Annotated in this window: 21 protein-coding genes and 1 tRNA gene; 17 read left to right on the forward strand and 5 right to left on the reverse strand. The window is 69.6% G+C overall.

What is annotated here, in order from left to right; all coding sequences use genetic code 11:
* The first annotated feature begins 24 nt into the window (after window positions 1-24).
* The 10 genes from FZ046_RS19450 to FZ046_RS19495 all read left to right on the forward strand — a co-directional run bounded on the left by FZ046_RS19450 (window position 25) and on the right by FZ046_RS19495 (window position 9,584).
* Window positions 25-1,758, forward strand: coding sequence for a CTP synthase (locus FZ046_RS19450; RefSeq protein WP_070354582.1), 1,734 nt, complete (start codon window positions 25-27; stop codon window positions 1,756-1,758).
* Window positions 1,751-2,377 carry an NUDIX domain-containing protein gene (locus FZ046_RS19455; protein WP_070354581.1) on the forward strand — a complete coding sequence of 209 codons (627 nt, stop codon included), beginning with the start codon at window positions 1,751-1,753 and terminating at the stop codon, window positions 2,375-2,377. The genes FZ046_RS19450 and FZ046_RS19455 overlap by 8 nt, the downstream gene beginning before the upstream one ends.
* Window positions 2,374-3,333: a site-specific tyrosine recombinase XerD gene (xerD, locus tag FZ046_RS19460; RefSeq protein WP_070354593.1), complete on the forward strand. Its 960-nt coding sequence runs from the start codon at window positions 2,374-2,376 to the stop codon at window positions 3,331-3,333. Before FZ046_RS19455 ends, xerD begins: the two co-directional genes overlap by 4 nt.
* A 147-nt stretch (window positions 3,334-3,480) precedes the next feature.
* Entirely contained in the window at window positions 3,481-4,353 is an 873-nt protein-coding gene (locus FZ046_RS19465; protein WP_070354580.1) for a ParA family protein, read from the forward strand.
* A complete protein-coding gene (locus FZ046_RS19470) occupies window positions 4,350-5,168 on the forward strand; it encodes a segregation/condensation protein A (RefSeq protein WP_070354579.1) in 819 nt (272 codons plus the stop codon). The genes FZ046_RS19465 and FZ046_RS19470 overlap by 4 nt, the downstream gene beginning before the upstream one ends.
* Window positions 5,165-5,908, forward strand: coding sequence for an SMC-Scp complex subunit ScpB (scpB, locus tag FZ046_RS19475; protein ID WP_070354578.1), 744 nt, complete (start codon window positions 5,165-5,167; stop codon window positions 5,906-5,908). Before FZ046_RS19470 ends, scpB begins: the two co-directional genes overlap by 4 nt.
* A gap of 2 nt (window positions 5,909-5,910) precedes the next feature.
* The gene (locus FZ046_RS19480) at window positions 5,911-6,657 is read left to right on the forward strand and encodes a pseudouridine synthase (RefSeq protein WP_099045994.1); all 747 of its coding nucleotides are present in this window, start codon (window positions 5,911-5,913) and stop codon (window positions 6,655-6,657) included.
* The gene (gene cmk, locus FZ046_RS19485) at window positions 6,654-7,337 is read left to right on the forward strand and encodes a (d)CMP kinase (protein WP_070354577.1); all 684 of its coding nucleotides are present in this window, start codon (window positions 6,654-6,656) and stop codon (window positions 7,335-7,337) included. Before FZ046_RS19480 ends, cmk begins: the two co-directional genes overlap by 4 nt.
* The gene (der, locus tag FZ046_RS19490) at window positions 7,334-8,758 is read left to right on the forward strand and encodes a ribosome biogenesis GTPase Der (protein WP_070354576.1); all 1,425 of its coding nucleotides are present in this window, start codon (window positions 7,334-7,336) and stop codon (window positions 8,756-8,758) included. Before cmk ends, der begins: the two co-directional genes overlap by 4 nt.
* A 58-nt stretch (window positions 8,759-8,816) precedes the next feature.
* The gene (locus FZ046_RS19495) at window positions 8,817-9,584 is read left to right on the forward strand and encodes a sulfite exporter TauE/SafE family protein (protein ID WP_176749607.1); all 768 of its coding nucleotides are present in this window, start codon (window positions 8,817-8,819) and stop codon (window positions 9,582-9,584) included.
* Here FZ046_RS19495 and FZ046_RS19500 read toward each other — a convergent pair.
* The gene (locus FZ046_RS19500) at window positions 9,581-11,071 is read right to left on the reverse strand and encodes a cryptochrome/photolyase family protein (protein ID WP_070354574.1); all 1,491 of its coding nucleotides are present in this window, start codon (window positions 11,069-11,071) and stop codon (window positions 9,581-9,583) included. The genes FZ046_RS19495 and FZ046_RS19500 overlap by 4 nt on opposite strands.
* A gap of 114 nt (window positions 11,072-11,185) precedes the next feature.
* Between FZ046_RS19500 and FZ046_RS19505 the strand changes: the two genes are divergently transcribed.
* A tRNA-Pro gene (locus tag FZ046_RS19505) sits at window positions 11,186-11,262 on the forward strand.
* A 140-nt stretch (window positions 11,263-11,402) separates the two neighbouring features.
* Here the strand turns inward: FZ046_RS19505 and FZ046_RS19510 are convergent.
* The 3 genes from FZ046_RS19510 to FZ046_RS19520 form a co-directional block, all read right to left on the reverse strand.
* Window positions 11,403-12,359: a toll/interleukin-1 receptor domain-containing protein gene (locus tag FZ046_RS19510; protein ID WP_125939786.1), complete on the reverse strand. Its 957-nt coding sequence runs from the start codon at window positions 12,357-12,359 to the stop codon at window positions 11,403-11,405.
* 65 nt (window positions 12,360-12,424) lie between these two features.
* Window positions 12,425-13,843 carry a site-specific integrase gene (locus tag FZ046_RS19515; RefSeq protein ID WP_083298387.1) on the reverse strand — a complete coding sequence of 473 codons (1,419 nt, stop codon included), beginning with the start codon at window positions 13,841-13,843 and terminating at the stop codon, window positions 12,425-12,427.
* Between the two features lie 2 nt (window positions 13,844-13,845).
* A complete protein-coding gene (locus FZ046_RS19520) occupies window positions 13,846-14,643 on the reverse strand; it encodes a hypothetical protein (protein ID WP_125939785.1) in 798 nt (265 codons plus the stop codon).
* A gap of 47 nt (window positions 14,644-14,690) precedes the next feature.
* Between FZ046_RS19520 and FZ046_RS19525 the strand changes: the two genes are divergently transcribed.
* Window positions 14,691-14,915 carry a helix-turn-helix transcriptional regulator gene (locus FZ046_RS19525; protein ID WP_070354572.1) on the forward strand — a complete coding sequence of 75 codons (225 nt, stop codon included), beginning with the start codon at window positions 14,691-14,693 and terminating at the stop codon, window positions 14,913-14,915.
* Window positions 14,916-15,085: 170 nt separating this feature from the next.
* The gene (locus tag FZ046_RS19530) at window positions 15,086-17,728 is read left to right on the forward strand and encodes a DNA primase family protein (protein ID WP_070354571.1); all 2,643 of its coding nucleotides are present in this window, start codon (window positions 15,086-15,088) and stop codon (window positions 17,726-17,728) included.
* A 474-nt stretch (window positions 17,729-18,202) separates the two neighbouring features.
* Here FZ046_RS19530 and FZ046_RS19535 read toward each other — a convergent pair whose 3' ends face one another.
* Window positions 18,203-19,333: a hypothetical protein gene (locus FZ046_RS19535; protein ID WP_125939784.1), complete on the reverse strand. Its 1,131-nt coding sequence runs from the start codon at window positions 19,331-19,333 to the stop codon at window positions 18,203-18,205.
* Window positions 19,334-19,423: 90 nt separating this feature from the next.
* Between FZ046_RS19535 and FZ046_RS19540 the strand changes: the two genes are divergently transcribed.
* The 4 genes from FZ046_RS19540 (at window position 19,424) to FZ046_RS19555 (ending at window position 22,971) form a co-directional block, all read left to right on the forward strand.
* A complete protein-coding gene (locus FZ046_RS19540) occupies window positions 19,424-19,960 on the forward strand; it encodes a hypothetical protein (RefSeq protein WP_070354569.1) in 537 nt (178 codons plus the stop codon).
* Window positions 19,957-20,427, forward strand: coding sequence for a hypothetical protein (locus tag FZ046_RS19545; protein WP_070354568.1), 471 nt, complete (start codon window positions 19,957-19,959; stop codon window positions 20,425-20,427). The genes FZ046_RS19540 and FZ046_RS19545 overlap by 4 nt, the downstream gene beginning before the upstream one ends.
* Window positions 20,428-20,763: 336 nt before the next feature.
* Window positions 20,764-21,216 (forward strand): hypothetical protein, encoded by a 453-nt coding sequence (locus FZ046_RS19550; RefSeq protein WP_070354567.1) that lies wholly within the window; start codon window positions 20,764-20,766, stop codon window positions 21,214-21,216.
* 378 nt (window positions 21,217-21,594) lie between these two features.
* Window positions 21,595-22,971: a terminase large subunit domain-containing protein gene (locus tag FZ046_RS19555; RefSeq protein WP_246183072.1), complete on the forward strand. Its 1,377-nt coding sequence runs from the start codon at window positions 21,595-21,597 to the stop codon at window positions 22,969-22,971.
* The last annotated feature ends 232 nt before the right edge of the window (window positions 22,972-23,203 follow it).

Consider the following 23,203-nt stretch of genomic DNA (forward strand, 5'->3'; position numbering starts at 1 on the left):
GCCCCATTGCCACGGAGGTAGCTGTTGCCCGGTCGATCGAACCCGTTGCGCAAGCACCCGCAGACGGCGACGAAGCATCTGTTCGTCAGCGGTGGCGTGGCGTCGTCACTGGGCAAGGGCCTCACGGCCAGCAGCCTCGGTCAGCTGCTCACCGCACGCGGTCTGCAGGTGACGATGCAGAAGCTCGATCCCTACCTCAACGTCGATCCCGGGACGATGAACCCGTTCCAGCACGGTGAGGTCTTCGTCACCGAGGACGGCGCCGAGACCGACCTCGACGTCGGCCACTACGAGCGGTTCCTGGACCGGAACCTGTCCGGCTCGGCGAACGTCACCACCGGCCAGGTGTACTCGTCGGTGATCGCCAAGGAGCGCCGTGGCGAGTACCTCGGCGACACCGTCCAGGTGATCCCGCACATCACCGACGAGATCAAGGCCCGCATCCTCGCGATGGCCCTGCCGGACGACGAGGGCAACCGGCCCGACGTGGTCATCACCGAGATCGGCGGCACCGTCGGCGACATCGAGTCGCTGCCGTTCCTCGAGGCGGCCCGGCAGGTGCGCCACGAGGTGGGCCGGGACAACTGCTTCTTCCTGCACGTGTCGCTGGTGCCCTACCTCGCACCGTCGGGGGAGCTCAAGACCAAGCCGACGCAGCACTCCGTTGCGGCGCTGCGCAGCATCGGCATCTCGCCGGACGCCCTGATCCTGCGGTGCGACCGCGACGTGCCCGAGCCGCTGAAGAACAAGATCGCGCTGATGTGCGACGTCGACGTCGACGGCGTCATCTCGACTCCGGACGCGCCGTCGATCTACGACATCCCCAAGGTGCTGCACCGCGAGGAACTCGACGCCTACGTGGTGCGGCGGCTCAACCTGCCGTTCCGCGACGTCGACTGGACCGAGTGGGACGACCTGCTCCGCCGCGTGCACGAGCCGCACGAGACGGTGCGAATCGCGCTGGTGGGCAAGTACATCGACCTGTCGGATGCGTACCTGTCGGTGGCCGAGGCGCTGCGTGCCGGCGGGTTCTCCCACCACGCCAAGGTCGACATCCGCTGGGTGGCGTCCGATGACTGCGAGACCGACGCGACCGCCGCGTCGGCGCTCGACGACGTGCACGGGGTGCTGATCCCCGGCGGCTTCGGCATCCGCGGCATCGAGGGCAAGATCGGCGCGATCACCTACGCCCGCAAGCAGGGCGTCCCCGTGCTCGGCCTGTGCCTGGGCCTGCAGTGCATCGTGATCGAGGCGGCCCGCTCCGTCGGCCTGGCGCAGGCGAGCTCCGCGGAATTCGACCCCGACACCCCCGACCCGGTGATCGCGACGATGGCCGATCAGGAACACATCGTCGCCGGGGAGGCCGATCTCGGCGGCACCATGCGGCTCGGCGCGTATCCCGCGGTGCTGCAGGAGGGTTCGATCGTCGCCAAGGCCTACCAGTCGACCGACGTGTCCGAGCGCCACCGGCACCGCTACGAGGTGAACAACGCCTACCGCGACCGGATCGCCGAGAGCGGGCTGGTGTTCTCCGGCACCTCACCCGACGGGCACCTCGTCGAATTCGTCGAGTATGCCGCCGACGTCCACCCGTTCCTGGTGGGCACCCAGGCGCACCCGGAACTCAAGAGCAGGCCGACGCGCCCGCATCCGCTGTTCGCCGCGTTCGTCGGCGCGGCCTTGGATTACAAGGCGGCCGAACGGCTTCCGATGGAGATCGGCGACGAGTACGCCTGGGAGTCGGCGACCCGTGGCTGAGCACGACTTCGAGACGGTGTCCAGCGAGACCCTCTACGTCGGCAAGATCTTCGCGCTGCGCGCCGACGAGGTCAGCATGCCGGGCGGGCGCACCGCGCGCCGCGAGGTGGTCGAGCACTACGGCGCCGTCGGCATCGTCGCGCTCGACGACGAACAGAACCTGACGATGGTGCACCAGTACCGCCACCCGGTCGGGCGCCGGCTGTGGGAGATCCCCGCCGGGCTGCTCGACATGGGCGGCGAGGAACCGCACCTGAGCGCCGCGCGCGAGCTGCGCGAGGAGGCCGGACTCGCCGCCGAGCAGTGGCGCGTGCTGGTCGACGTCATCTCCGCCGCCGGGTTCAGCGACGAGGGCGTCCGGATCTACCTGGCCACCGGGCTGTCCCGCATCGACCGGCCCGAGGCGCACGACGAGGAGGCCGACCTGACGGTCGAGAGCATCCCGCTCGCCACGGCCGTCGACATGGTGCTGCGCGGCGACATCGTCAACTCACTCGCGGTGGCGGGCGTGCTGGCCGCCGCGACGGTGCTGGGTCGCGACGGCGGCATCGACGCGCTGCGCGGGGTGGACGCGCCGTGGCAGGACCGCTCCACGGCGTTCGCGGCCCGCCAGGCGTGACCACCGTCGGCGTCGCGCTGGACGAACAGGTACGCGGCTACCTCGACCACCTGACGATCGAACGCGGCGTGGCCGCCAACACGCTGAGTTCCTACCGGCGGGACCTGCGGCGCTACGTCGAGCACCTGGCGGCACGCCACGTCGCCGACCTGCGCGACGTCACCGAGACCGACGTCAGCGACTTCCTGGTGGCGCTGCGCACCGGTGATCCCGACACCGAGGCGGCCCCACTCTCGGCGGTCTCGGCGGCGCGCGCCCTGATCGCCGTGCGCGGCCTGCACCGGTTCGCCGCCGCGGAGGGCCTCACCGACGTCGACGTCGCCCGAGCGGTCAAGCCACCCACGCCGAACCGCCGACTGCCCAAGAGCCTCGGCGTCGACGACGTGCTCGCACTGCTCGAGGCCGCCGGGGGCGGCGCGGGTGACGGCAGCCCCGCCGACGGACCGCTGTCGCTGCGCAACCGCGCGCTGCTGGAGGTGCTGTACTCGACCGGCGCCCGGATCTCCGAGGCCGTCGGCCTGGACGTCGACGACGTGGACGTCGCCTCCCGTTCGGTGCTGCTGCGCGGCAAGGGTGGCAAGCAGCGACTGGTGCCGATCGGTCGGCCGGCCGTCGCCGCGCTCGACGCCTACCTGGTGCGCGGCCGCCCCGACCTGGCGCGCCGTGGTACCGGCACCGCGGCGATCTTCCTCAACGCGCGCGGGGGACGGCTGTCCCGGCAGAGCGCCTGGCAGGTGCTGCAGGACGCGGCCGAGCGGGCCGGCATCTCGGCCGCGGTCTCGCCGCACACGCTGCGCCACTCGTTCGCCACCCACCTGCTCGAAGGCGGCGCCGACGTGCGCGTGGTGCAGGAACTGCTCGGCCACGCCTCGGTGACCACGACGCAGATCTACACGCTGGTCACCGTCAGCGCGCTGCGCGAGGTGTACGCCGGAGCACACCCGAGGGCCCGCTGAGCGCGCGGCCGGGCCGGCCCGCGGCGTCCGGGCAGCGGGTCTGCCGTTCCCGAGGTGGTCACGCCGTTAGACTTCTCCGGATGTTCGCCACGCCCCAGGGTTGTCTGACCAGCGGCGGCCCGTCGTGGCCCCGCGGGGGAGTCGCGCGTGTCCGATGATCTGAGTTCTCCGGACGCCCCGGACGCCGTCGGCCTGACCGGCCGGCCGCCGCGGACGGTGCCCGAACCGCAGCCACGCACGACCCACGGGCCGGCCAAGGTGATCGCGATGTGCAACCAGAAGGGCGGCGTCGGCAAGACCACGTCGACCATCAACCTGGGTGCCAGCCTCGCCGAGTACGGCAGGCGCGTGCTGCTGGTGGACCTCGACCCGCAGGGAGCGCTGTCGGCGGGTCTCGGGGTGCCGCACTACGAACTCGACAACACCGTGCACAACCTGCTGGTCGAACCGCGGGTGTCCATCGACGAGGTGCTGATCAAGACCCGGGTGAAGGGTCTGGATCTGGTGCCCAGCAACATCGATCTGTCGGCCGCGGAGATCCAACTGGTCAACGAGGTGGGCCGGGAGCAGTCCCTGGCCCGCGCCCTGCACCCGGTGCTCGACCGGTACGACTACGTGCTGATCGACTGCCAGCCGTCCCTGGGACTGCTCACCGTCAACGGCCTCGCCTGCGCCGACGGCGTCATCATCCCCACCGAATGCGAGTACTTCTCGCTGCGCGGGCTCGCGCTGCTCACCGACACCGTCGACAAGGTGCACGACCGGCTCAACTACCGGCTGTCCATCAGCGGCATCCTGGTTACCCGCTACGACCCGCGCACCGTCAACGCCCGCGAGGTGATGGCCCGCGTGGTCGAGCGCTTCGGCGACCTGGTGTTCGACACCGTCATCACCCGCACCGTGCGCTTCCCGGAGACCAGCGTCGCCGGTGAACCGATCACCACCTGGGCGCCGAAGTCCGGCGGTGCCCAGGCCTACCGGTCGTTGGCGCGCGAGGTCATCGACCGGTTCGGCGCGTGACCGCCGCGGCGCCGACGTCGGACGGAGCCGCGGGTTTTCAGGTCCGGCTGAACAACTTCGAGGGTCCGTTCGACCTGCTACTGCAGCTGATCTTCGCGCACCGGCTCGACGTCACCGAGGTAGCGCTGCACCAGGTCACCGACGACTTCATCGCCTACACCCGCTCGATCGGATCACAGCTGCCGCTCGACGAGACGACGGCGTTCCTGGTGATCGCGGCGACGCTGCTCGACCTCAAGGCGGCGCGCCTGCTGCCCGCCGGGGAAGTGGCCGACGACGAGGACCTGGCGCTGCTGGAGGTCCGCGACCTGCTGTTCGCCCGGCTGCTGCAGTACCGCGCGTTCAAGCACGTCGCGCAGATGTTCGCCGAACTCGAAGCCGCCGCGATGCGCAGCTACCCGCGATCGGTGGCGCTGGAGGAGCGCTACGCCGCGCTGCTTCCGGAGGTCATGCTCGGCGTCGACGCCGAGGCGTTCGCCACCATCGCCGCGGCGGCGTTCACCCCGCGGCCGGTGCCCACGGTGGGGCTCTCGCACATGCACGCCCCCAACGTGTCGGTGCCCGAGCAGGCCCGACGGCTGATGGCGCTGCTCGAGCTGCGCGGCGTCGGGGAGTGGGCGACGTTCACCGACCTGGTGACGGACTGCTCAGACGGGCTGGAGATCGTCGGACGCTTCCTGGCGCTGCTCGAGCTGTACCGCGCCCGGGCGGTAGCATTCTCCCAACCAGAACCGCTTGACGTGCTGCGGATTTCGTGGACCGGCGAACGGCCGACCAACGAACACCTCGCCGCCGCGGTGGAGGAAGATCCATGACCGACCACGACACCGCCTCAGACCCCACCGACCCGGACCCCACCGACCCGGACCCCACCGACCTCGGTCCCGTCCTCGACCTCGGCGTCGCCGAGGCACCCACGATGGACGACGCCGAACTGCGCGCCGTCCTGGAGGCGCTGCTGCTGGTGGTCGACACCCCCGTGCCGCTCGACGCGCTGGCATCGGCCACCGATCAGCCCGGCTATCGGGTGGCGGCGGCGCTGCAGGCGATGGCGGCCGACCTCGCCGCGCGCGACAGCGGCATCGACCTGCGCGAGGCCGGCGGCGGCTGGCGCATGTACACCCGGGCGCGCTACGCACCGTACGTCGAGCGCCTGCTGCTCGACGGCGCCCGCACCAAGCTCACCCGCGCGGCACTCGAGACGCTGGCCGTAGTGGCCTACCGGCAGCCGGTGACCCGCGCGCGGGTGAGCGCCGTGCGCGGCGTCAACGTCGACGCGGTGATCCGCACGCTGGTGGCGCGCGGCCTGATCACCGAGGCCGGCGTCGACCCGGACAGCGGCGCGGTGACATTCGCCACCACCGAGTTGTTCTTGGAACGCCTCGGGCTGTCGTCGCTGACCGACCTACCCGACATCGCGCCGCTGCTGCCCGACGTCGACGTGATCGACGACATCACCCAAACACTAGGCGACGAACCGCGTTTCGCCCGGCTCGGCGGAACGCCCGCCCCCGCGGGCAGCCAGGCGCCCGCCTTCGACGTGGACAAGGACTGACCGTGCCCGAAGACAACGACGGCGTGCGCCTGCAGAAGGTGCTGTCCCAGGCCGGGGTGGCCTCGCGGCGGGTCGCCGAACGGATGATCCGCGACGGCCGCGTCGAGGTGGACGACCGGATCGTCACCGAACTCGGCACCCGCGTGGACCCGGAGATGTCGGTGATCCGCGTCGACGGGGCGCGCATCATGATGAACGACGACCTCGTCCACTTCGCGCTCAACAAGCCGCGCGGCATGCAGTCGACGATGTCCGATGACCGCGGTCGGCCGTGCATCGGCGACATCGTCGAACACCGGGTTCGCGGCAACCACAAGCTCTTTCACGTCGGCCGCCTCGACGCCGACACCGAGGGCCTGTTGCTCCTCACCAACGACGGCGAACTCGCCCACCGGCTCATGCACCCCTCGTTCGAGGTGCCGAAGACCTACGTCGCGACCGTGCTGGGTACCGTTCCGCGGGGACTGGGCAAGAAGTTGCGCGGCGGCATCGAACTCGAGGACGGGCCGGTGGCCGTCGACGACTTCGCCGTCGTCGGCGCCGTACCGGGCAAGTCGATGGTCAAGGTGACGCTGCACGAGGGACGCAAGCACATCGTGCGGCGGCTGCTCGACGAGGTGGGCTACCCGGTGCAGGAACTGGTGCGCACCGACATCGGCACCGTGACGCTGGGCGATCAGCGACCGGGCAGCATCCGGGTGCTCACCAGCAAGGAAATCGGCGAACTGTACAAGGCGGTAGGACTGTGAGCGAGGCGACGATCGCCATCGACGGACCGGCGGGCACCGGAAAGTCCTCGGTGTCACGGGGATTGGCGCGGTCGATCGGCGCGCGCTACCTCGACACCGGGGCGATGTACCGGATCGTCACGCTGGCCGTGCTGCGCGCGGGCGTCGACCCGGCCGACGCCGACGCGGTCGCCGACCTCGCGGCCACGGTGGACCTGTCGGTGGGCTTCGATCCCGACGAGGACCGCTCCTACCTCGCCGGTGAGGACGTCTCGGCCGAGATCCGCGGCGACGCGGTGACCAGGGCGGTCTCGGCGGTCTCGGCGGTGCCCGCGGTCCGCGCCCGGTTGGTGCAGCGGCAGCGCGAGCTGGCCGACGGCCCCGGCAGCGTCGTGGTCGAGGGGCGGGACATCGGCACCGTGGTGCTGCCCGACGCGGACGTGAAGATCTTCCTGACCGCCTCGGCCGAGGAGCGGGCCCGGCGGCGCAACGACCAGAACGTCGCCGGCGGCGCACCGAGCGACTACGACGGCGTGTTGGCCGACGTCCGGCGCCGCGACCACCTGGACTCGACGCGGGCGGTGTCGCCGCTGCGCGCGGCCGACGACGCGATCGTCGTCGACTCCAGCGACATGACCGAACTCGGCGTCGTGGAGCATCTGCGGCAGCTGGTCGAACAGCGGGCGGGAGCGACGCGATGACCGACGACGCAACGACCGGCGGGGCCGACGGCACCTGGTACGACGAGAGCGACTGGGACATCGACGCGGAGTCCTTCGAGTCCGACCTCGCCGAGGAGTACGCGCCGCCGCCCGTGGTGGCGGTGGTGGGCCGGCCGAACGTCGGCAAGTCGACGCTGGTGAACCGCATCCTGGGTCGCCGTGAAGCCGTGGTCCAGGACATCCCGGGCGTCACGCGCGACCGGGTGTCCTACGACGCGAACTGGCTGGGACGTCGCTTCGTGGTGCAGGACACCGGCGGCTGGGAGCCCGACGCCAAGGGCCTGCAGCAGCTGGTCGCCGAGCAGGCCACCGTCGCGATGCGGACGGCGGATGCCATCATCCTCGTCGTCGACGCGGTGGTGGGCGCGACGTCGGCGGACGAGGCGGCCGCCCGGCGGCTGCAGCGGTCCGGCAAGCCGGTCTTCCTGGCGGCCAACAAGGTGGACAACGAGCGCGTCGAGGCCGAGGCCGCCGCGCTGTGGTCGCTCGGGCTGGGGCAGCCGCATTCGGTGAGCGCCATGCACGGCCGCGGCGTCGCCGACCTGCTCGACGAGGTCCTGCGTGTGCTGCCCGAGGCCTCGGAGGTCGGCGGCGGTGCCGGCGGCCCGCGCCGCGTCGCGCTGGTCGGCAAGCCGAACGTCGGCAAGAGTTCGCTGCTCAACCGGCTCGCCGGCGACGAGCGGTCGGTGGTGCACGACGTCGCGGGGACCACCGTGGACCCCGTCGACTCGATCATCGACCTCGACGGCACCCCGTGGCGTTTCGTCGACACCGCCGGGCTGCGGCGCAAGGTCGGCCAGGCCAGTGGCCACGAGTTCTACGCGTCGGTGCGCACCCGCGGTGCGATCGACGCCGCCGAGGTGGTGATCGTGCTGATCGACTCCTCGCAGACGCTCACCGAGCAGGATCAGCGCATCCTGTCGATGGTGGTCGAGGCCGGCCGCGCGCTGGTGATCGCGTTCAACAAGGCCGACCTGGTCGACGAGGACCGGCGCTACACCCTGGATCGCGAGATCGAACGCGAACTGGCGCAGCTGCCGTGGGCGCAGCGCATCAACATCTCGGCCAAGACGGGGCGCGCCGTGCAGAAGCTGGCGCCGGCGCTGGAGAACGCGCTCGCCTCCTGGGACACCCGCATCTCGACCGGGCGGCTCAACACGTTCCTCAAGGAGGTCGTCGCGGCGACGCCGCCGCCGGTGCGCGGCGGCAAGCAGCCCCGCATCCTGTTCGCCACCCAGGCCACCGCGCGGCCACCGACGTTCGTGCTGTTCACGTCCGGCTTCCTGGAGGCCGGCTACCGACGGTTCCTCGAACGGCGGCTGCGGGAGACGTTCGGCTTCGAGGGCACGCCGATCCGGGTCAACGTGCGGGTGCGGGAGAAGCGCGGCCCTAGGCGCTGAGCGCCGACGACTGAGGCCTCCGACGACCCGCTACCGTGGGTCGGTGCCCGTCGTCGACATGATCCTGATCGCCCTGGCGGGCGTCGGAGCCGGAGCCATCAACGCCGTCGTGGGGTCCGGCACCCTCATCACGTTCCCCACGCTCGTCGCGCTCGGCTATCCGCCGGTGACGTCGACGATGTCGAACGCCGTCGGCCTCGTGGCGGGCGGTATCTCCGGCACCTGGGGGTACCGCCGCGAGCTGCGCGGCCAGTGGGACCGGCTGAAGTGGCAGATGCCCGCCTCGCTGGTCGGCGCGGCCGGGGGAGCGTGGCTGCTGCTGCACCTGCCGGAGAAGGTGTTCATCACCGTCGTGCCGGTGCTGCTGATCGGCGCGCTGATCCTCGTCGTGGCGGGCCCGCGGATCCAGGCGTGGGCGCGACGGCGGTCCGAGGCCGCCGGCCGCTCGCTGGAGCACATCACCCGCGGCCGGCTGATCGCGCTGATCGCCGGCACCTTCGTCGTCGGCGTGTACGGCGGCTACTTCACCGCCGCCCAGGGCATCCTGCTGATCGCCGTCATGGGCGCGCTGCTGCCCGAGGACATGCAGCGGATGAACGCCGCCAAGAACCTGCTGTCGCTGATCGTCAACGTCGTCGCCGCGCTGGCCTACGTGCTGGTTGCCTTCGACCGGATCAGCTGGCCCGCGGCCGGCCTGATCGCCGTCGGGTCACTGCTCGGTGGGTTCCTCGGCGCGCACTACGGGCGGCGGCTCTCGCCGAACGCGCTGCGCGTCGTGATCGTCGTCGTCGGCCTGATCGGGCTGTACCGCCTCGTCACCGTCTAGAAGTGCTCGCGCTGCGCTTCCTGCTCGAGCACCGCGTCGACGTCGGACAGTCGGTCCAGCGACGAGACGGCGCGCCGGGTGCGCATGTTGTTCTCCAGCCGGTCGCGGTGCCGGTGTACGAACTGCCAGTAGCCGGCGGTGAAGGGGCACGCGTCGTCGCCGAGACGCTTCTTCGGGTCGTAGGCGCAGTCACCGCAGTGGTTGCTCATCCTGTTGATGTAGGCGCCGCCCGCGGCGTACGGCTTGGTGGCCAGCCGGCCGCCGTCAGCGTGCTGGCTCATCCCGACGACGTTGGTGGGCATCACCCAGCGGAACCCGTCGACGTAGGCGGTGGCGTACCACTCGGTGAGCTGGCGTGGCTGATAACCGCGCTGCAGAGCGTGGTTGCCCAACACCATCAGCCGCTGGATGTGGTGATTCCAGCCACGGTCGCGCAGACCCAGCAGCGCGTGACGCAGGCACTCGGCGGTGACGGCGTCGGCGTCCAGATCGGCCCACCAGTCCGGCAGCGGGGTCGTCGCGGCGAGTTCGTTCTCGTCGACGTAGCTTTCGCCGAAGTGCCAGTAGAGGTGCCACATGTACTCGCGCCAGCCGAGGATCTGCCGGATGAAGCCCTCGACGGCCGCCAGCGGCGCCTGGCCGTCGCGGTACGCCCGTTCTGCGGCGTGCACGGCGTCCAGCGGGTGCAGCACGCCGAGGTTGAGCGGAACCGACAGCAGCGAGTGCGACATCGCCCAGTCACCGCCCATCATGGCGTCCTCGTAGGTGCCGAACGATGGCAGCCGGTGCTCGATGAAGCGGGTGAGCGCGCGCTTGGCCTCGGCCGGGGTGACGGCGAACAACCGCGGGCCGTCCACGCCGACGGTGTTCAGCTCCATCGCGTCGAGGTCGCGGCGGACCTCGTCGTCGATGTCGTCCTCGCGCGGCTTGTAGGGCGCGGGGACGTCCAGGGTCTTCTGCTTCTTCGGTGGCGACTCGCGGTTCTCCTCGTCGTAGTTCCACCGGTTGCCGACGGGGTTCGCGCCCTCCATCAGCACGTCGAAGCGGCGGCGCTGGTCGCGGTAGAACTCCTCCATGCGGAACCGGGTGCGCTCGCCGGCCCACTCCTCGAAGTCCTTGCGCGGCAGCGCGAACGTCGGTGTGGGCAGCACCTCGGCCACCAGGCCCTGCTCCGACAGCCTGTTCACGAACCGCTCGGCGGCGAAGGACGTCGGCTGGTGTACCAGCACCGGCCGGTCGAAGCGCTCCAGCGCGTCGGTGTAGGTGTCGCTCCTGATCAGCGTGGAGCGGTCGCCGAGGTCGCGGTCGGCGTGCCGCAGCGCCGACAGCACCAGGTGCAGCTTCTGCCGGTGGTAGCGGCGTTTGCGCAGCGCGGAGGTCGCCTCGATGAGCAGCACCTCGCGGTGGGCGTGCTCGCCGCCATGGGTCGAGGGGCCCAGCTGGTCGGCGAACAGCCAGAGCGGGGTGTCGTCACGGACCTTGGTCACCGCTCGGTACTACCCCGCGCGGGCATCGCTGACGCGCCGCCGACCGCGGTTGGGTTTCTCCGGGTCCGCTGAGGTATCGTTTCGTCTCGCTGCCGGGCGATCCTCGGCAGCGCGCGGGCTGTGGCGCAGCTTGGTAGCGCACTTGACTGGGGGTCAAGTGGTCGCAGGTTCAAATCCTGTCAGCCCGACCAGGGAAAACCCGCTCTGACCAGTGTCGGAGCGGGTTTCGTGCGCCTCGGGGAGTGCCCACCGAGGCGGTCGGGGGTCCTAGTGGGCCAAGAGTGTCCCAACAAGCCGGTGCACGGTGGCGCGGGCTGCTGCCGAGGGGTGCTCAGGCGTCCGCCTCGGGGAAGGCGAACCCGGTGAAATCTGGGGTCCGGTTGGGCTGTATGGCGTACCGGAAATCAACTAGATCCTCGCGATGCAGGGTTCCCGCACGCGAGTAGAGCTTGTCGATATACAGCAGTGCCCAGAACCCCTTGCGGTTGTGGAGCACAAAGGCGTCGCCGACGGTGGCATAGACCACCCGGTTACTTGTGTCGAACTGAGACACGTCCGCCAGCAGTTCGGGCCGTTCGCGCGCTCTGCTGATGACGGCAACGTGGGCGATGTCGCCCGGATCGCGATATGCGCGGACCTGGTTGCGAAGCCAGTCGATATCTAACGTGAATTGCGAATCACCGGACCCGATCTTGTAATTGCCGCTGTTCTGGGAAGCCACGAACTCGACATCACCCTGAAACGCCGGACTGTGCCATCGTCCAGGCGAGTTCTTGATGGCCAACTTCGCCTCGGTCTCCGTTCGTCCCTCGAACGGGTTCGGTCCGATAGGCGGCGCGGCGTCAACCGCGACGCCGTGAATCTCGCGCAATAGCCTCTCGTATGCAGCTTCCTGCGTGGCGGCATCCCGAAAGTCCTGCCAGAGCCGCCCGCTGAGAAACGCAGGCAACTCCGCATCGGGGTTGTTCCTGATGATGGGAATGACGGCGTCGGAGTCCAATTTGGCGTATAGCCGGGCTGACAACATCTGCGCCTCGACCCCGGCTCCGCCACTGCGGTCGTTGCACTTCTTGCAGTACGTCTGAGATACGACGGCGATCACGCGATATGCGTCATCTGCGGTGCGCTCCATGAAGTGCGTCAGGTTGCCGCCCAGTGCGACGTCCCATCGGTCGAGGCAGACGTCAACGCCGTTGCCGCGCAACCTATATGCGAGTTGCAGGACCCAATCCTGGTGCTCGTCGTCATCGTGGGAATAGGACATAAACACACGCGGTGGACTGGACACACTCTCATTCTGCAACGGGGAACCGACGAGCCCGGCTATTCACGCGCCAGCGGTGGCCAACCGGGTCACCCGAACAGCGACGCGCCTGCCGCCCGCAGTTCGTCGGCCTTGGCGTCGGCGTAGATCGACAGCAGCACCGCCGGGTCGTGGCCGAGCCACGCCGCGACGATGTGCGGCGGCTGCCGCTGGTCGAGCAGCAACGAGCCCGCCGTGTTGCGTAGGCCGTGCAGCTTGATCCGGCGCAGCCCGACGCTCTCACGCAGGCGGTGGAACGTGTCCGAATACCACTCGGGCCGAACGGGTGTGCCGTCCTCATGCACGGCCACCAGGCGGTCGTCGGACCACCCGACGCCGACCGCCAGAGCCTCGGCGCGCTGGCGCTGGCGCAGCGTGCGCAGCGCCTCGGCGAGTTCGGCGGGCATCGGCAGGTCGCGGCGGCTGCGGCGCGACTTGGGTCCGCCCTCCACCGTCTCGGCACCGACCGCGACGCGACCCCGGCGCACCGACAGGGTGCCGGTGTCGAGATTGACTGCCGACCACCGCAACCCGAGCACCTCGGAGCGGCGCAGGCCGTAGCAGGACAACAACCAGCAGGCATACAGCCGGTCATCGCGCACCGACTCGCGGAACCGCTCGACCTCGGCCACGGTCCACGACTTGGCCGTGGTCTCGGTCTCGGTGTCGCCGTCCTTCGTGGCCGTGTGCGCGGCGTCGGCATCCTTGGGCCGCTCGACCAGGGCCACGACGTTGCGCGGCAACACGCCCTGATCAACGAAGGATTGCACCACCGCCGTGAACGCCGTCAGCGTGGACCGGACCGTCACCGGGAGCACACCGCGCCGTGTGCTGCCGGTCTGGTCGGCCGCCGTGGCGCTGTCGGCGTCGGCCAGCACGTAGACCGCCCGACGCGGCCGGACGACGCGCCCCGAGCGGATCAGCCCCGACAGGCAGGTGTGCACGTCGGCCTCGGGAAACGCCGTCTTGATCGCCGCCGCCGTGATGCCCTCGGGGTGCTCGCCGATCAGCGCGGCCACCCGGCCCGCCAGTGAGGTGGGTTGGTAGTGGCGCGGCGACTGCCGTCCGGCGGTCAGCATCCACACCACCAGCCCGTCGGCGTCGGCCTTGGTGAGCGCCTGCAATTTCTTGCCGCCGAGGTGGCGGCGCACCGGCTTGAGCGCATCGACGTAACCCTGATACGTCACCTGACGAATGCCGCGCCGACCGGCCAGCCATTGGTCGCACGCCTCGGTGACGGCGAGGGCAGTCCGCCGGGCGTAGGTGCCCGCGTGGACCTCGCTGGTGATCCGGCGGTACTCGCGCCGAGCCTCGGCCAGCGTCCGATAGGTGAACCGTCGGCGGTCGCGGCTGCCGTCGGCCTTGGTGCCGACGTCGGCGCGGAACTCATAGGTGGTCGCGCCGTTCTTCGCCGTGCGCTTAGTGATCGGCTCAGCACGCCGGGTGCGCTTGGGCTGGCTCTCGGTCATAGTCATCGGTCCCTGTGCTGATCGGTGGCCGCGCGAGACTTGCGAGGCTGGCGGAGTTCATTACGTCCGAGTAGCGGTGGGTCGGACTCCTTGCATTGCTTGACCCACCACTTGACTTGGTGAACCGAGACGTCATACCCCAATTGGTTGGACGCTCGGCTGCGAACGCGCTCATACACACTGCCGCCGTGCGGCGCGGCCTCGCGCGCCCACTGCGCTATCTGCATCAGAAACTCGGGTGTCCACTCAGTTGGTCGCCCGCCCTTGTTCTGTGTTGAACGACGTTTGGCGAGTGCGCGAACGACGCCCTCGGTGAAACGCCGCTTCTCGACGTTTTCAAGCGTGTCCGCCACGAGGCCGGCGGCATCCGTTACGGCGGCGCTTCGCAAATGGCGGGCGGCGTCGGCGGCGTCGGCGTCGCCGGTGGATTCCAACCATTCGCATGCCTCGGCTACCAACGTTTCGGGGTCGCTGTAGCTGTCAACCACCGTCTCGAACGCGGCTCGAAGATCGCGCCCTAATTTCGCCGACTCGGGTGTGTCGTGGAGCGCAGCAGTCTTGGCGAGCCGTTCGACTGGAATGCGCTTGACGCTATTCGACGTGATGGGCATGCCGTCGTCAGATGAGATTCGCAGATCAGTGACAACCGGCCCGCCGGCCGTCGATGTCCAAGCAACCTCGTACCGATGGCGATGGTCGAACAATCTGATTGTGACCGGCCTTTCCTGTGCCGGATCGACCTCGACGCCGACGACTTCACCCGATCGGCGCGGTGAGTACTCGTTGCGTGACCCGCTCATGGGTTATCACCTTAGACGCGCCTGAATTAAGGCGCAATCATGGACACATGACAACCACGACCACAGGCGTGGACTCCCGGTCCACGACCATCGAGGAGCTTCGCAGCGAGGCGACCGTGAGCATTCCGCGCGCGGCGCAGGTGCTCGGCGTGTCGCGCAGCTACGCCTATCAGCTCGCGGCATCCGGCGACCTGCCGGTCATCCGCCTCGGCGCGAAGCGGGTCCGTGTGCCCACGGTGGCGCTTCGCCGAATGCTGGGCATCGAGGACTGACGCGGGGTGTGTCCGGTGCTGACTACGGGCCGACCGGCGCACCGCGTCGATGTCTGAGACGTCTTGCGCGACAACTGAATTGAACTAGAAACAGAGAACGGTGCCACCCCTGGCGCAAGTCGGCCTCGGAGCAGGGGCGGCACCGATCACAACGAGAGGCAATTGAGCAAGTGCCTAGCAGTGAGAATACCGCTGATCGCACCGAGGCCACCAGCGCCGACGGTGGCAGCACCCGTACCGACATCGCCGAGTACCTGGCGGCGGTGTTTGGCGACGCCGACGAGGGCGTCGTGCACTTCGTCGGCGGACGGGCGGGCTACCTGACCGCGCGCGGCAGCTATCAGTTCAAGCCGACCACGGGCCACCGTGACGCCCGGTGGATTCCGCTGATGCGCGCCTGGCCCGCCGAGGCCGAGCAGCTCGCCGACGACCTGGCGGGGTTTGTCGATACCTACGACATTTACGTGTGCCCGTACCTGATGACCGGCGATGAGCGCACACCCGACGGTGCGGTGGCGCTGACCAAGATTCACGCTGACATCGACGGCGATTGCCCGCTGGATAAGGTGGCCGACCTCGGCGGCTGGGCGGTCTCGACCGGCTCGCCGGGCCACGCCCACGTCTACGTGGACCTGGCCGCGTCGGTCCCGCTGCATCAGCACACGGCTCTGTGCCGTGCGCTCGGTGCCCACCTGGGCGACGCCGACGCCAAGATCATGCCCAACGACGTCCTGCGACCGCCGGGCACGCTCAATCACAAAGGCCGCGCCCGAGGCGGTGAGTCTGCGCCCGTCGCGTGGCTGAGCCGACCCGCTGGCGTGCGCTGGGACGCCGCCGACCTGGCCGACCGGCTCGGCATCACCCTGCCGGACGCGCCGCTGACGGGCTCGACCAAGCCCAAGGCCACCGGCCCGACGACGGCCAAGGCCACGCGCGCGACTGCGCCCCGGCCTGACGACGCCGACGACGACCCGCTGCCCTTTGCCCTGAGCGCCTACCCCGACGTCGCGGCGGCGCTGGACTACGTGACCAGCCCGGCCGACCGCAGCACCGACACCATGCGCGTCGTCGCTGCGGTCTACGACGCCGGTCTGACCCTGCCTCACGCCCGGTGGGCGGTCGATCAGCGCGCCGACCTGGCCGAGCGGCTGGCAGACCGCCACGACGACGACGTGCTGACGTCCTGGCTCAAGACCGACGCCGACCGTCGCCCGTTCGTGGCCGACCTCGACCTCGACGCCGACGACGACAGCGACGATGACGACGACGATGGCGGCAACGTTCCCGGTCAGGCGCGGTTCACCGACGCCGGGCTGGCCGAGATCATCGCCGTCAGGGTGCTGCGCGGGAAGTTCGTCGCCGCGCGCGGTCTCGGCTGGCTGCAATGGACCGGCACCCGCTGGCGCGAGTGCGGTGACGGTCCGCCGACCGAGGCGGTGCGCCGCTTCGTCATGGGCCGGATGCGGTTCTTCGCCCGCAAGCTCGCCAGCGACCCGTCCAACGGTGACCTGCTCGACGCCATTGAGTCGTGGAAGAAGATCGGCAGCGCCGCACGCATCACCGCCGTGCTCAAGCTCGCCGAGAACCTGGTCGAGATCGAGGCCGACGCGCTCGACGCCGACGCCGACCTGCTGAACACGCCCAGCGGCGTGGTGGACCTGCGGACCGGCGAGCTGTACCCGCACGACCCCGACCTGCTGATGACTCGCATCACGCGCGGCAGATATCGGCCCGGCTACACCCACCCCGACGTGGACGCGGTGCTCACCGCGCTGCCCGAGGCCGAGTGCGCGTGGTTCCAGCGCCGGGCCGGGCAGGGCATCACCGGCCACATGTCCGCCGACATCGTGCTGTTGCAGGGCGGCGGCGAGAACGGCAAGAGCGCGCTGACGACCGGCGCGCTGTTCCCGGCGCTGGGCACCTACGCGCACACCGCATCGTCGCGGCTGTTCAGCGTCGAGAAGGGCAACGACCACTCGACCGAGCGCGCCGACCTGCGAGGCCGGCGGTTGGTCATCGGCGAGGAACTGACCGAGGGCCGCTCGCTCGACGTGACCGCCATCAAGCGCATGACCGACGTGGACTTCATCACCGCCCGCCGCCTCTACCAGGACAACATGACGTTTCGGGCCAGCCACACCCTGTTCGTCAACACCAACCACCGGCCGATCATCGACCAGACCGACCACGGCACGTGGCGGCGGCTGGCCCTGCTGGTGTTCCCGTACACGTTCGTCAAGCGCGCCGAGGACCGGGTGCGCGACACCGACCGGCTCGGTGACCCGACGCTCAAGCAGCGGGTCACCGAGGGCGCTGACGGCCAGCACGACGCCCTGGTCAACTGGGCGGTTCAGGGTGCCATCGCCTGGTACGCCGACCCCGCCGGGGCGCTGCTGCCCACCGAGCGGGTCGCGGCCGACACCCTGGCATGGCGCGCCGAGACCGACCGTGTGCTGGGCTATTGGACCGAGCGGCTGACACCCGACCCGGCGGGCAAGATTCTGGCCACCGAGATGCTGGCCGACTTCAACGCCTGGCTGGCCGAGACCGGGCACCGCGAGTGGTCGCGGGAGACGTTCGGGCCACGGTTCGCCGACCACCAGGAGACCAAGCGCCACGGCGTCGAGAAGTCCAAGCCGCGCAAGCTCGACGGGCTGTCGCGCCCGACGCGCTCGGCAAACGACGCGTTCGGCACACTCGCGCCGTTGGTCAAGGGCCGTCCGTGGGTGTGGACGGGCGTTCGGTTCCGGTCCTTGGAGGACGAAATGCGTCGCGGCCACGACGACGCCCGTCCGTCGGCACAGGGTGCGTGAGTCGTGACCTGCGGTTTCAGCGCACACACTCGAATTGGTCCAAGCGGTCCAACCCTTCGGGAACTTTGGTATGTAGCTCCACGCGTTAGGAAAGTTCCCGAAGGGTCGGACCACCTGGACCACCCCCGCGACCACCTCGCCAGCAGCAAACCCGACACCCGACCGAGGAGACTGACAATGATCACCGACGACCAGATCGACGCCGCAATTCTGGCGGCGCTCGCCGATGCGGGCGACGGTGACCTACGCCCCTGGGCCGAAGTCAGGCGGCGGCTACCAGGTTCCGAGAGCCAGAAGGGCGACCGGCTGATTGCGTTGTGGCACACCGGCCGTGTGTGGCTGGTCAAGATCGGCGGGCGCAACTACGTCGGTCTCGGCGACGCCGACGACGAGCGCCTGGCAGCGACCAATCGCAACCGTGCCGCTGGTCCTGTGACCACCGGCGATGTCCACTCTCGTCGGAGGCTCGCGGGTCTACGGCCTGTTCGGTCGGTAGGTCCTTCTAGGTTGGCTTGGGACGGGGGTCACGTTCAGCGACCCAGCCGCGATCCGACCGAAATTGGCGGCGGCTCGCGCGTTGCTCGGCACCGAGTAGTCCTCCTCGGGCGGCACATTCGATACGACGTTGATGATCGGGTGTCCGATCTCGGGCCACGCGAACGCGACCATCTTGTAACTGTTCACCGGAAACCCGACACGCGAGAAGGTGATGCCGCACGGACGGTAGATTCGCCGAACCGGTGGGGTCTCGAAACTGATCAGGAACTCGAAGCCCGCTATCTGGACATAGCCGCCAAGGATCTCGCTACCCATGCTGGCCGGGCGTATCCGTATCGCCCTCGGAATCGATGGCTGGTCCGAGTCGTGGTCGAGCAGCACGTACAGACCCCATGCCGCAGGCCATGGTGCCCCGCGCCAAAGGATTTCAGCCAACTGCTCGGTCGTCACGCCCAGTCGGAACCGGTACGCGGTGTGGCCGTCCACCTCCATCGCTCCGGCTTCGATTGCGCCCCAGATGACTTTGAGCATCCACAGTTCGATATGTGGCCCGCTGACCATGGTGAACCCGCGAGGGAAACTGCCACGGTCGTCATTTCCGAGGTACTTGAAAATGTCAACGTGATCCTCCAGCAACAGTCGGAAGAACTCAGCAGCCATCTTGTCCAGCGGCGACAAGGCGTTGTTATGGCGACGGCACAGCATCTTGCGGGACAGCGACCCTCGGCCGATCGTCTTGCGCTTCGCGGTCTTGTCCTGCCACGCGGCACCCTCGACGACGACAACCTTGCCGTCCCACGAGATCGAGCCGAGCAAGTCATCGGAAATAAAGTGCTCGCGTGTCAGTTCCTCATCGCAGTCCTTACTGGCTCGGGCGTAGCACCCCGGGTTCGCGTAGCCCGTGCGCGGCCCAGTCAGCAGGGGTGGCGGCGGCTCGGCGATCCAGGATCCGTCGCTCGCTCGATGACAGCGGGTGGCCTGACGACCGGACCCGCACGGACAGTCGTCCTCAGGCGGCGGACCGTACCAGCGGCTGGGACGCACGGCGGCATCGCGGACGACCCGTTCATCGAGTCGCCGAATCGGTCGCTCCAGTCCCTCGCTCAAGTTGCTGACGATAGCGTCGAGCCCCGACGGCCGCGCCCGCGCGCGTCGGCGTCGCCGTGGGTCTGCACGGTAGTTCGGTACAAAATCGGTATGCCCGGTCCCACGATGTCCCGACACGACAGCCGCACCCGCGCGGCCGAGGCGTTCGCCCTGCGCTCGGCGCACTGGTCGTGGCGCGAGATCATGCGCAAGCTCGACTATCGCAGCGTCGGCGCGGCACAGAGCGCGGTCAAGGCTCACGTTGCCCGCGAGCACCGCGAGCCCGCCGAGGTCACCCACCGCGAGCAGGTCGAAAGTGTGCGCCTGCGCAGCCGTGTGCTGGGCGAGCGGTTCGCCGCCGCGTTCCTCGACGCCGACGACGACAAGCTGGCGGCGCTCAACCGTGAGCTGGTCCGCAACGGTGACCAGCTCGCCAAGCTGACCGGCACCTATCAGCCCGAGCGCCAACAGGTCGATGTCACGGTGGGCCGGTCACCTGCCGAGATTCTGGCCGAGGGCAAGTCGCAACTGTTGGCGGTGCTGGCCCAGCGCGGCGACGCCAACGCCCTGCCCAGTGCCGGGAGGCACCCATATATGAACGGCGACAACGCACTTGACGCGATAGATGCGGAGGTGGTCGAGCGATGACGACCAGCGGACCCGAGGCCGGGCACGTCACAGACGCCGGCGTGGTGGAAGCGGCGTATGCGGTGCTCGGCGAGCTGACCGACGGCACACTGTCCGGCCCGGCCGTCGAGCGACGAGCCGCCGAGGTGTGCCGCGCGACGTTCGGCGTCGTCGGGCCGGGACCGGCAGACCCGTTGTGGTCGCTGCATACCGACGTCGCGCGTCAGTTCCTCGGCGCTGGTGGTCTGAGCGCCGCCGAGCTGACTGAATGGCTGGCCGTGCAGCGGCATCGGGAGACAGGCGAGACCGGCACCGCGCCCCCGCCAACCGAGGACGACGCCAGCGCCGATCGTGACGCCGACGCCGCCGACGGCGACCCCTTCGCCGACGTACCCGACGACGTGCTGGCCGAGGCCGAGACGGCGGCGCTGGCGGTGATCGACCGATACCGCCACCAGCAGCGAGAGGACCACACCAATGACCGCTAGCCGACAGCGACGCCAGTTGCTCGACCGTCTCCGCAGCCGGACCGACGCCACGACGACGCCCGAGCCGGTCGCCCTGCCCGCGCCGCCGGTCGCGCCGCCCGAGCCCGAGCCCCCGCGACGTGAGCGCCTATTCGGTTCGCAATACCGCGTTCGGATGAGCTTCGCGGAACTGATCCAAACGCGCGGCTACACCGGCGAGCGAGTGTTTCGCGGGCTGCGGATGACCGAGACCACCGACGACCAGCGGCAGCGAGACGCCCGCGACGCGCCGCACCGGACACGTGCCTGGCGAAGTGCATTGGCCGTCGGACTAGGCGCGACAGGAGAGGCGAGACGATGCTGATTGACCCCGAGACCGGCGAGCCGTTCCGGCCCTGCCGCCCGATGCCGATACGGGCGGTCTGCGACGTGCCGGGCTGCGGCTACGCCGACGACGCCGACGGTCAGCGTTCTACCGCTGGCCGAGAGGCGCTGCGCAAGCACCTGCTCCAAGGGCGTGAGCCGGACCCGACGCCGCCGGGCCACTGTGACTGTCGACGCTGTCGCGACCACGGCCGTGAGCCGTTCACCCCCGAGGAGACTGACGACGTTCTGAACCACCTCACCGACCGCACGGCAGTGCTGTTCCTGCTCGGCTACGCACACCTGAGCGGTTGTGTGCCCTGCGAGCACTGCGGCGGGCTGGCGGCGCTGTTCCAGGACGGCGGCACCTGGCCCGGTCTGATCGAGGCCGGGTGCTGCCCGTATCACCACCACCTCGCCGGGGTGCCGTTCGGCGGTGATCGCTGATGCGTGACCGCCGACCGCGCAACGTGTTACGAGAGTGACTGTTGAGGCGGTCGCCAGGCGTCGATACCGGCCCGGTGGGACAACCCTGGCCCGCTGGCGCGCGACCGCGCATAGACACCGTGTGCTGTCGGCACCGTTGCCGCTGCGGGTTGCCATCGATGGGCATTGCCGCCAATCCTGCGCCCGCTTGATCGACTATCAAGCCGGTGACCGTTTCCACATGCTGGGAGCACCGTGACCCCAACCCTCGACCCGGCCCGCGACCTGATCGACGTGACGGCGCTGTCGGCTGCCCGAGTACGGACCCGGCCGACGACCCCGACTGCCCTCGGTCGGCGGCTGATGGGCACCCGCTACCGCACCACCCCGACGGTGGCGATGATCGGCCAGGCGTTCGCCGAGGCGGTTAAGCAGCCCGACGGGCGGCTGATTATCTCGGTGCCGCCGCGCGAGGCCAAATCAACCACGGTCGCCGTCCTGGGCACCGTGTTCGCGCTGGCATCCGATCCCGAAACCGAGATGATCCTGGCGTCCTACGCCGACAACCTGGCGCAGGAACACGGCGCCAACGCCCGCGCCCTAATCGCCGCGCACGGCGACGCCCTCGGTATCCACCTGGCCGACGACCGGCACGCCGTCGGCCGTTGGCGGATCGCCGAGCATCGCGGCGGGCTGCTGGCGACCGGCGTCATGGCCGGTATCACCGGCAAGGGAGCCGACCTGCTCATCCTCGATGACGTCGTAAAGAACGCGCAGGAGGCCGACAGCGAGACGCACCGACGCCGTGTGCTGCATGAGTTCCGCTCGACCCTGATGACCCGTATTCACCCTGGTGCAAGCGTCATCATCATCGGTGTGCGCTGGCATCCCGGCGACCTGATCGGCACGCTGCTCGCCGAGGAGCCCGAGCGATGGACCCACATCAGCGTTCCCGCCGTCGCCGAGACCGGGATACCCGATACTCTGCACCGGCCGGTCGGCCAAACGATGACCAGTGCGGTCGGCCGCACACCTGTGCACTTCGCCGACCTACGCCGCTCGGTCGGCGAGCGCACCTGGTACGCGGAGTTCCAGGGCGTCCCGGCCTCGCCCGAGGGCAACGTGATCCGGCGCGAGTGGCTCGACCAGTGGCGGCTTCCGGCAACGCCGACCGCGCCCCTGCGCACGGTCGTCGGCGTCGATCCGTCCGACAGCGGCTACGGCGACGCCTGCGGCATCGTCGCGGCCAGCCTGACCCGCGATGGCATGGTGGTCGTGCACCGCGACATCTCGGAGCCGATGACGCCGGAACGCTGGGCGCGGGCAGCGGCCGAGCTGGCGCAGGACGTCGGCGCGTCTGAGATCGCCATCGAGACGTTCACCGCGCGCGAGGGATACCTGAGCGTGGTCAACAACACGCTGCGCCGCTACCGGCTGACTCACCCGATCAGGGTGACGTCGTGGCCACCCAAGGGCGACACCACCGGTCGCGGCCGGGGTGATGCTCTGGTCCGCAGCACGAAGCTGGTCGCCGGGTTGGAGAACGGCACCGTCAGGATCGCCGGGTATCTGCCGACCTTTGAGGAACAAGCGGTGCGCTGGCAGGGCACCCAACACCAGCCCGACTGCATTTACGCGCTGACCGTCGCTCACGACGTCCTGGTGCACTCCATCGGCCAGATGCACATCGTGTCGATGGCCGACATCGAGCGGCGTGCACGCGAGGGTCGGATGCCGCCTCCGCCCGCATGGATGCGCCGCAGGATCGGCGGCTGATGGCAGCCGCGTCATGTCCGCTGCTTATCTTCGACGCCCGCGCCGGGTCACGGCAGCCGCGCGGCCCTGAGCCTGACCGACGGTATGGATCTAGCAATATCGGCCGCGCGGTGATCCGCGCCGGAACCGCCCCAGGCTCCTCCACCGTTCTTGAGCGCAGTCAGTAACGACCGCAGCGCCATTGCCATTAAAATACTTCGAGTTCATCGGGGCAGCGTGCGAACATCAGCTA

The sequence above is a fragment of the Mycolicibacterium grossiae genome (assembly GCF_008329645.1).
In the GTDB taxonomy this organism is placed as follows: Bacteria; Actinomycetota; Actinomycetes; order Mycobacteriales; family Mycobacteriaceae; genus Mycobacterium; species Mycobacterium grossiae.

Excerpts from the sequence above, each read along its gene's own strand:
- scpB (WP_070354578.1), top strand. The coding sequence starts at position 5,165 with ATGACCGACCACGACACCGCCTCAGACCCCACCGACCCGGACCCCACC.
- FZ046_RS19550 (WP_070354567.1), top strand. The coding sequence starts at position 20,764 with ATGCTGATTGACCCCGAGACCGGCGAGCCGTTCCGGCCCTGCCGCCCG.
- FZ046_RS19495 (WP_176749607.1), top strand. The coding sequence starts at position 8,817 with ATGATCCTGATCGCCCTGGCGGGCGTCGGAGCCGGAGCCATCAACGCC.
- FZ046_RS19545 (WP_070354568.1), top strand. The coding sequence starts at position 19,957 with ATGACGACCAGCGGACCCGAGGCCGGGCACGTCACAGACGCCGGCGTG.
- FZ046_RS19540 (WP_070354569.1), top strand. The coding sequence starts at position 19,424 with ATGCCCGGTCCCACGATGTCCCGACACGACAGCCGCACCCGCGCGGCC.
- FZ046_RS19555 (WP_246183072.1), top strand. The coding sequence starts at position 21,595 with ATGATCGGCCAGGCGTTCGCCGAGGCGGTTAAGCAGCCCGACGGGCGG.
- FZ046_RS19515 (WP_083298387.1), bottom strand. The coding sequence starts at position 13,843 with ATGACCGAGAGCCAGCCCAAGCGCACCCGGCGTGCTGAGCCGATCACT.
- FZ046_RS19520 (WP_125939785.1), bottom strand. The coding sequence starts at position 14,643 with ATGAGCGGGTCACGCAACGAGTACTCACCGCGCCGATCGGGTGAAGTC.
- der (WP_070354576.1), top strand. The coding sequence starts at position 7,334 with ATGACCGACGACGCAACGACCGGCGGGGCCGACGGCACCTGGTACGAC.
- FZ046_RS19525 (WP_070354572.1), top strand. The coding sequence starts at position 14,691 with ATGACAACCACGACCACAGGCGTGGACTCCCGGTCCACGACCATCGAG.